This window comes from Microbacterium sp. Leaf159 (assembly GCF_001423615.1).
GTDB lineage: Bacteria > Actinomycetota > Actinomycetes > Actinomycetales > Microbacteriaceae > Microbacterium.
Window position 1 is genome coordinate 73,590 of sequence record NZ_LMOU01000003.1, and the last position, 6,109, is coordinate 79,698.

Sequence of the window (6,109 nt, forward strand, 5' to 3'; positions counted from 1 at the left end):
CCGATCCCCGTCATCGCCTCGCGGTGCTCGCCCTGCGGACGAGGGCGGCCGGGATCGTGACGTGGCGCACCGGCAGGTCGGCACCGGGAGGAGACGTCAGCTGCCTTTCGAGCTCCGCGAACGCCGCATCGACGAGCTGCTCGTGATCGGGGGCCATGGTGCTGAGCGCGGGCACGGAGAACCGGGCGGCGCGGATGTCGTCGATACCGATCACCGCGACATCGTCGGGAACCCGCCGCCCCGCCGCGTGGAGCGCCGCGAGCGCACCGAGCGCCACCGAGTCGTTGGAGCACACGATGCCGTCGAGGTCGGGGAGCGCCGCGGTCATCGCCGCCGCGACCCGTTCACCCTCGTCGGCGGTGAACGCGTCGACCTGCGCGGTGAGAGCCGGGTCGACGGGGATGTCGGCGGCTGTCAGCGCCTCGACGTATCCGACGTGTCGGCGGTCCGCGGCATCCGACGGGCGAGAATCACGACGCCCGATGTAGGCGATCCGGCGGCATCCGACCGCGAGCAGGTGCTCTGTGGCGGTGCGCGCCGCCGCGCGGTTGTCGATCGTGATGTGCGTGAACGGACTGACCTGGATGTGCTCGCCGAGCAGCACGAGGGGTCCTGGCGCGGTGCGCCGGGTGAGGTCGGCGACGGTGAGCGACCGCGGGATGTGGATCAGGCCGTCGACGGGAGGCAGCCCGACACCGTTCGCGACATCGATCTCTCTGGCGTGGTCTCCCTCGGTCTGCACGATCAGCACGGCGAGTCCACGATCGTCCGCGCCGCGCACCAGTCGAGACCCGAGCTCGGCGAAGTACGGCTCCTCGAGGTGCGGCACGGCGAGCGCGATGAGGCCGGTGCGCGTGGCCCTGGCGACGGGCATCGCCCTGCCGTTCGACGAGGTGGTCACCTGCGGCCTCCTGGGTGGACGATGATCGCCGGCTGGCCGACGGATGCCCTTCACGTTAGCGCCCCGGGTCACGATTGCACCCTGAACGCGATCACGCGCGCTTCGGCCGCGCCGTTCGTGCGGTCGACGACGAGACGCGCGGCGCGGATGGCTCCGACATCCGACGGAAGCTCGTGCACGCGCAGCCGGTGGTGGTTGTCGGTCTCCTCGGCGACAGTGCGCCATTCCGCGCTCGCAGCGGTCAGCACCTCGACGCGGTAGTCGCGCACGAGCTGCGGCAGTACCTCGTCGGGGCTTCGGTGGTGGTGCAGGGTGTTCAGCTCGAGGTCGACGTCGTCGTCGAACACGAGCCGGATCTCGGAGGCCGTGACGGGGTGCGTCCAGTCGAGGCGCAGCCACTGCGGGCCGGATGCCGCGGGGTCGGACGCCCACATGTTCGGTCCGCCGTACGGGCGGTTGAAGCCCGAGGTCGAGCGCTCGGGCGCGAGCGCGTCGGACTCCGGTGCGGCACGGAACACGACGCTGCGGCCGCGGAGCGGCTTGGTCGGCCACCGAACGAGAAGGCCGTCCCGGTCGACCTCGACGTTCTGGTCGTCGTTGTCGACCCGGTGCACGAGAGTCAGGGCTCCCGGGGGCAACGGCGATGTGAGGTGCACGTGCACCTGCGGGTTCGCGCGCAGCACGACGATCGCGTTCTGCGGCCCCTCCGGTGCGAAGGGCGTGTCGACCCGCACCCATCCGCGCTCGCCCGCCGGCACATCGACGACGGTCGTGTGCTCGAGGTGCGACGGCACGACGTTCTGCGGGCGCCCGGTCGACCAGACCTCGACGGTCAGCGTCGTCGCGGCATCCGCGCTGAGAAGCAGCTCCGTCGTCTCCAGCGCGGGGTGCACGGGGATGACGATGCCGAGATCCTCGATGAGTCGATGCGGGGTCGCCCCGTCTTCTACGGTTCCGATCGTGCGCAGCGTGGTGGAGGCCGTGACCGTCGCCTCTCGGGCGAGATCGTGCGGGTCCTCGTTGGGAACGCCGATCAGCGAGGCATCCGCGCGCAGCAGCGTCTGCCTCAGCTCGGCGCGGTGGTGCTCGTACAGTTCGCGTGGGGTCGCGTCGTGGGTGAGGCAGAGCGAGGCGGCGACACCCGCCGCCTCGCCCATCGCGGCGCACGTCGCCATGACGCGTGCGGCACCGAAGGCGATGTGCGTGGCCGACACGTTGCGCCCGGCCATGAGCAGGTTGTCGACGTTCGCCGAATAGAGCGAGCGGAACGGGATCTCGAAGACGCCGTCGGAGAACCGCTGCACGGCCCCCGCGCCCTCGGCGTACATCCCCTCGGCCGGGTGCAGGTCGATCGACCAGCCGCCGAAGGCGACGCCGTCGTCGAACGGGGTCTGATCGATCACATCCTGCTGGCGCAGAGTGTGGTCGCCGATGAACCGCCGATACTCGCGCTTGCCGGGGAGGTTGCCGATCCACTCGAGCGTGAGGTTGTCGGCATCGAACTCGCCCGAGTTCTTGATGTGGTCCCAGATGCCGAGGATCACGGAGCGCAGCTCGTCGCGGATCAGCTCGTTGTCGTCGACGATGTCGAGCTGACCGCCCCACTCGATCCACCAGTAGTGCGCACCGCTGTCCCCGCTGCGGATGATGCGGGACGCCGGGATCGGCGTCGTCGTGATGTCCTTCGCGGTCTCGGGGGCGACGTATTTGACGGGGTGACCGAGGTCCTTCGTGTAGAACAGCAGCGTCGAGCCGAGGAACTCCCGCACGGGCTGCTCCGGTGCCCAGTCCTCGCCGAACTCGTCCCTGCCCTCTTTGCCCAGCCGGTACCGGGCTCCGACCAGCTCGCCGACGAGCCCGTCGCCCGTGCAGTCGAGGAAGAGCGGTGCACGGAAGACCGTGCGGATCTCCGAGCCCATCGTCCACCCGGTGACAGAGCGGACGTGGCGGGCGTCGTCCGGCCCCTCGGCCTCGGCGTCGACCACCTCGGTGTTGAGGAAGAGCGTCAGGTTCGGCTCGCGGCGCACGGTGTCGAGCACCACGTCGTCCCAGTAGACCGGGTTCCCCTCGGGGTTGCGGAACTGGTTCTCGCGGTAGAGCTCGCCGATGATGCCGGTCTCGCGGGCCCAGCGCTGATTGCCGTGAGCGGTCGCCCCGCACACCCACACCCGCACCTCCGATGAGGAGTTGCCACCCAGCACCGGCCGGTTGTTGATCAGCACGGTACGACGACCGAGGCGAGCGGCCGCGACGGCGGCGCTCACTCCGGCGAGGCCGCCGCCGACGACGATGATGTCGGCTTCGACGGTCTGGGTGCGCATGGGGGTCCTTTCAGGGGTGCGGATGCGGGGGCGCGGCGGCGGTCAGGCGAGCAGCTTCTGGGCGGCTTCGCCGGCCTGGGCCATCGCATCCTTGGCGCTCTGCTGACCCACGAGCACGGCCTGCACGCGTTCGGCGATCGTCGTCTCGATCTGCGCGTACTCCGGGAACTGCCAGAACGGATTGGTGGTCGCGGTGGCGGTGATCTTCTCGGCGAAGCGCGAGCCGAAGGCATCCGCCTTCACCGCTGCCGACGCCTGGGCCTTCTCGGTGACCGGCGGCAGCCCGCGCAGCTCGTAGTCGGCGGTCACGGCGTCGAGGTCGCTCGTCGCCCACTGGCCGAAGTCTGCGGCCGTGCGAGTGCCGTCTCCGCCACCGACGACGACGATCGCGCCACCCCAGACCAGAGCCCTGGGGGTGTCGCCCTTCTTCAGCACCGGGCGCGACTGCGGAAGGAGCTTCGAGTCGAGGTCGGGGTCGGGGGAGTCCTTCGTGACGGCGCTGCGGCCGACCGGGGCGTCGTCGTAGATCGCAGCGCGCCCCTGGGCGAAGAGCGATCGGGCGTCGAACCTGTCGACGTCTGCGGCGATCAGACCCTGGTCGTACAGCGACTTGTACCAGGTGACCGCCTCGACGCTCGCGTCGTCGCCGATCGTGACCTTGCCGTTCTTGACCAGATCGCTGCCGAAGGTCTGCATCCAGATGAGGACGTCCTTGAGCTGCGCGGCCTTCGTCGATGCGGCATACGGGATCAGGCCGCCACCGAGGCCCTTGAGCTTCTTGAGCGTCTTCTCGAAGTCGTCGACCGTGGTGGGGAACTCCGACACCCCCGCCTTGTCGAGGATCTCGGAATTGCTGATCAGGCCGATCGCGCCGATGGTCCAGGGGAATCCGTATTGCACCCCGTCGAGCTGCGCGGCCTCCAGTGCGGATGCCGTGTAGCCGCGCCCCTTCGTGAGGGCCGAGACGTCCTCCAGCTTGCCGAGGGCGGCGAGCGAGGCGAGCCAGGCGACGTCGACGTGCGCGGCGCCGGTGAACTGTCCGCCTCTGACCTGCAGCATCAGCTGCTTGAAGTACTCGTTATAGGGGAACGAGACCTCGGTGATGCCGACGTCGCTCTTCTTCTTGTAGCCGTCGAGCAGCGACCGGATGGCCGGTGCCGCTGCCTCTTCGGTGAGCGACCAGCTCGCGAACGAGAAGTCGGTGGCGGTGAACTTGCCGGCGCTGAGGCCGCTGCCAGACGTGGCGGCCGGGCTTCCGGTGCCGCCCCCGCTGGGCATGCAGCCCGCGAGGAACAGTCCGGCGGCGCCGAGGCCGGCGAACTGGAGCAGCTGTCGGCGGGAGACGGAGATGGAGTTCTCGGACATGGATGTGCTCTCTCTTCTTCGAGGGACTTCGTGGAATATCTGGGTGTCTCGCGGATCAGCCCTTGACCGCGCCGGCGGTGAGGCCGCCGACGAGGAAGCGCTGCAGGGCGATGAAGGCGATGGCGACGGGCAGCGACACCGCGAGGGATGCCGCCATCAGCTCGGGCCATGCGGTCGAGGCCTCGCCGATGAACGTGTTCACGAGACCGGGAGGGAGCGTCTGCTTGTCCGGGCCCGCGAGGGTGAGGGCGAAGATGAAGTCATTCCACCCGCGGACGAACGCGAACAGGCCGGCGGCGATGAGTCCGGGCGCAGCGAGCGGCATCACGATCGAGTGGATGATGCGCATGCGCGACGCTCCGTCGACACGGGCCGCCTCGATGAGCTCGTCGGGGATCGTGTCGAAGAAGCCCTTCAGCATCCACACGCACAGAGGCAGCGTGAACGTCGTGAACGACAGCACGAGCGCCGTGTACGTGTTCAGCAGACCGTAGGCGGAGAAGACCGCGTAGAGCGTGATGAGCAGCAGCGCCTGCGGGAACATCTGCGAGGCGAGCACGAAGTACATGAGACTGCGCCGGCCGCGGTAGCGGAACTTCGAGAACGCGTAGCCCATGTAGGCCGACACGACCACCGACAGCACGGCCGTGATCACGGACACCAGGATGCTGTTGCGCAGGTATCCGAACAGCGCGGGGTTGTTCAGCAGAGACAGGTACGCGTCGAACGTGATCTCGGAGGGGAACAGCTTCGGCGGGTACGAGAACACCTCGGTGCGGGGCGTCAGCGAGGTCACGACCAGCCAGTACACCGGCAGCAGCGCGAACCCGCCGAACACGACGACGGCGACCCAGGCGCTGATGGTGACAGCGCGTCGGTCGGCGCGGCGATTGCGTCGTCGGGGAGCAGAGGCGACGGGGGCGGCGACCGTCACCGGGTTCTCGGTCAGGACAGCGGTCATCGCTTCTCTCCCTTCTCGGACAGGCGGACGTAGACGACCACCAGGCCCATCAGCAGCACCATCCAGAGCAGCCCGAGGGCGCCCGCATGGCCGAGGTCGAATCCGTCGAACGCGGTCTCGTAGACGGCTGTCGCGAATGTCTGGGTGGAGCCGGCCGGTCCACCGCCGGTGAGCACGTAGATGATGTCGAAGTGCTGGAAGTTCCAGATGAACTCCAGCAGCAGCACCAGGCCGATGATGCCCTGCATCTGCGGCACGGTGATCGAGAAGAAACGGCGGGCGGTGCCGGCGCCGTCGATCTCTGCCGCCTCGTGAAGCTCGATCGGCACGGTCTGGAGGCCCGCGAGCAGCATGACCATCATCCAGGGGAACGACTGCCAGGTCTTCGCGACGATCACGGCCACCATGGCGCTCGTCGGATTGGCGAGCCACGCCTGGGGCTCGTCGATGAGCCCGAGCGTCTCGAACAGGGAGTTCAGCACGCCGTAGTTGGCGTTGAAGATCCACATCCAGAGGAACGACACCACGACACCGGGGATCAGCCAGGGGATGAGCATCAGG

General features: G+C 68.8%; 5 protein-coding genes. All 5 read right to left on the bottom strand.

Annotation, left to right across the window (positions count from 1 at the left end):
* Nucleotides 1–10 precede the first annotated feature (10 nt).
* Nucleotides 11–901 (bottom strand): LacI family DNA-binding transcriptional regulator, encoded by an 891-nt coding sequence (locus tag ASF80_RS18240; protein ID WP_235560058.1) that lies wholly within the window; start codon nt 899–901, stop codon nt 11–13.
* A 68-nt stretch (nt 902–969) separates the two neighbouring features.
* Nucleotides 970–3,222: an FAD-dependent oxidoreductase gene (locus ASF80_RS18245; protein ID WP_056313880.1), complete on the bottom strand. Its 2,253-nt coding sequence runs from the start codon at nt 3,220–3,222 to the stop codon at nt 970–972.
* Nucleotides 3,223–3,264: 42 nt separating this feature from the next.
* On the bottom strand, nt 3,265–4,587 hold the full coding sequence (locus ASF80_RS18250) for an extracellular solute-binding protein (protein WP_056313882.1): 1,323 nt from the start codon (nt 4,585–4,587) through the stop codon (nt 3,265–3,267).
* Nucleotides 4,588–4,642: 55 nt separating this feature from the next.
* Complete coding sequence (locus ASF80_RS18255) at nt 4,643–5,548, bottom strand: carbohydrate ABC transporter permease (protein WP_056313883.1); 906 nt, start codon at nt 5,546–5,548, stop codon at nt 4,643–4,645.
* The coding region (locus ASF80_RS18260; protein ID WP_235560059.1) for a carbohydrate ABC transporter permease at nt 5,545–6,109 on the bottom strand (565 nt) is incomplete at its 5' end. The genes ASF80_RS18260 and ASF80_RS18255, both read right to left, overlap by 4 nt.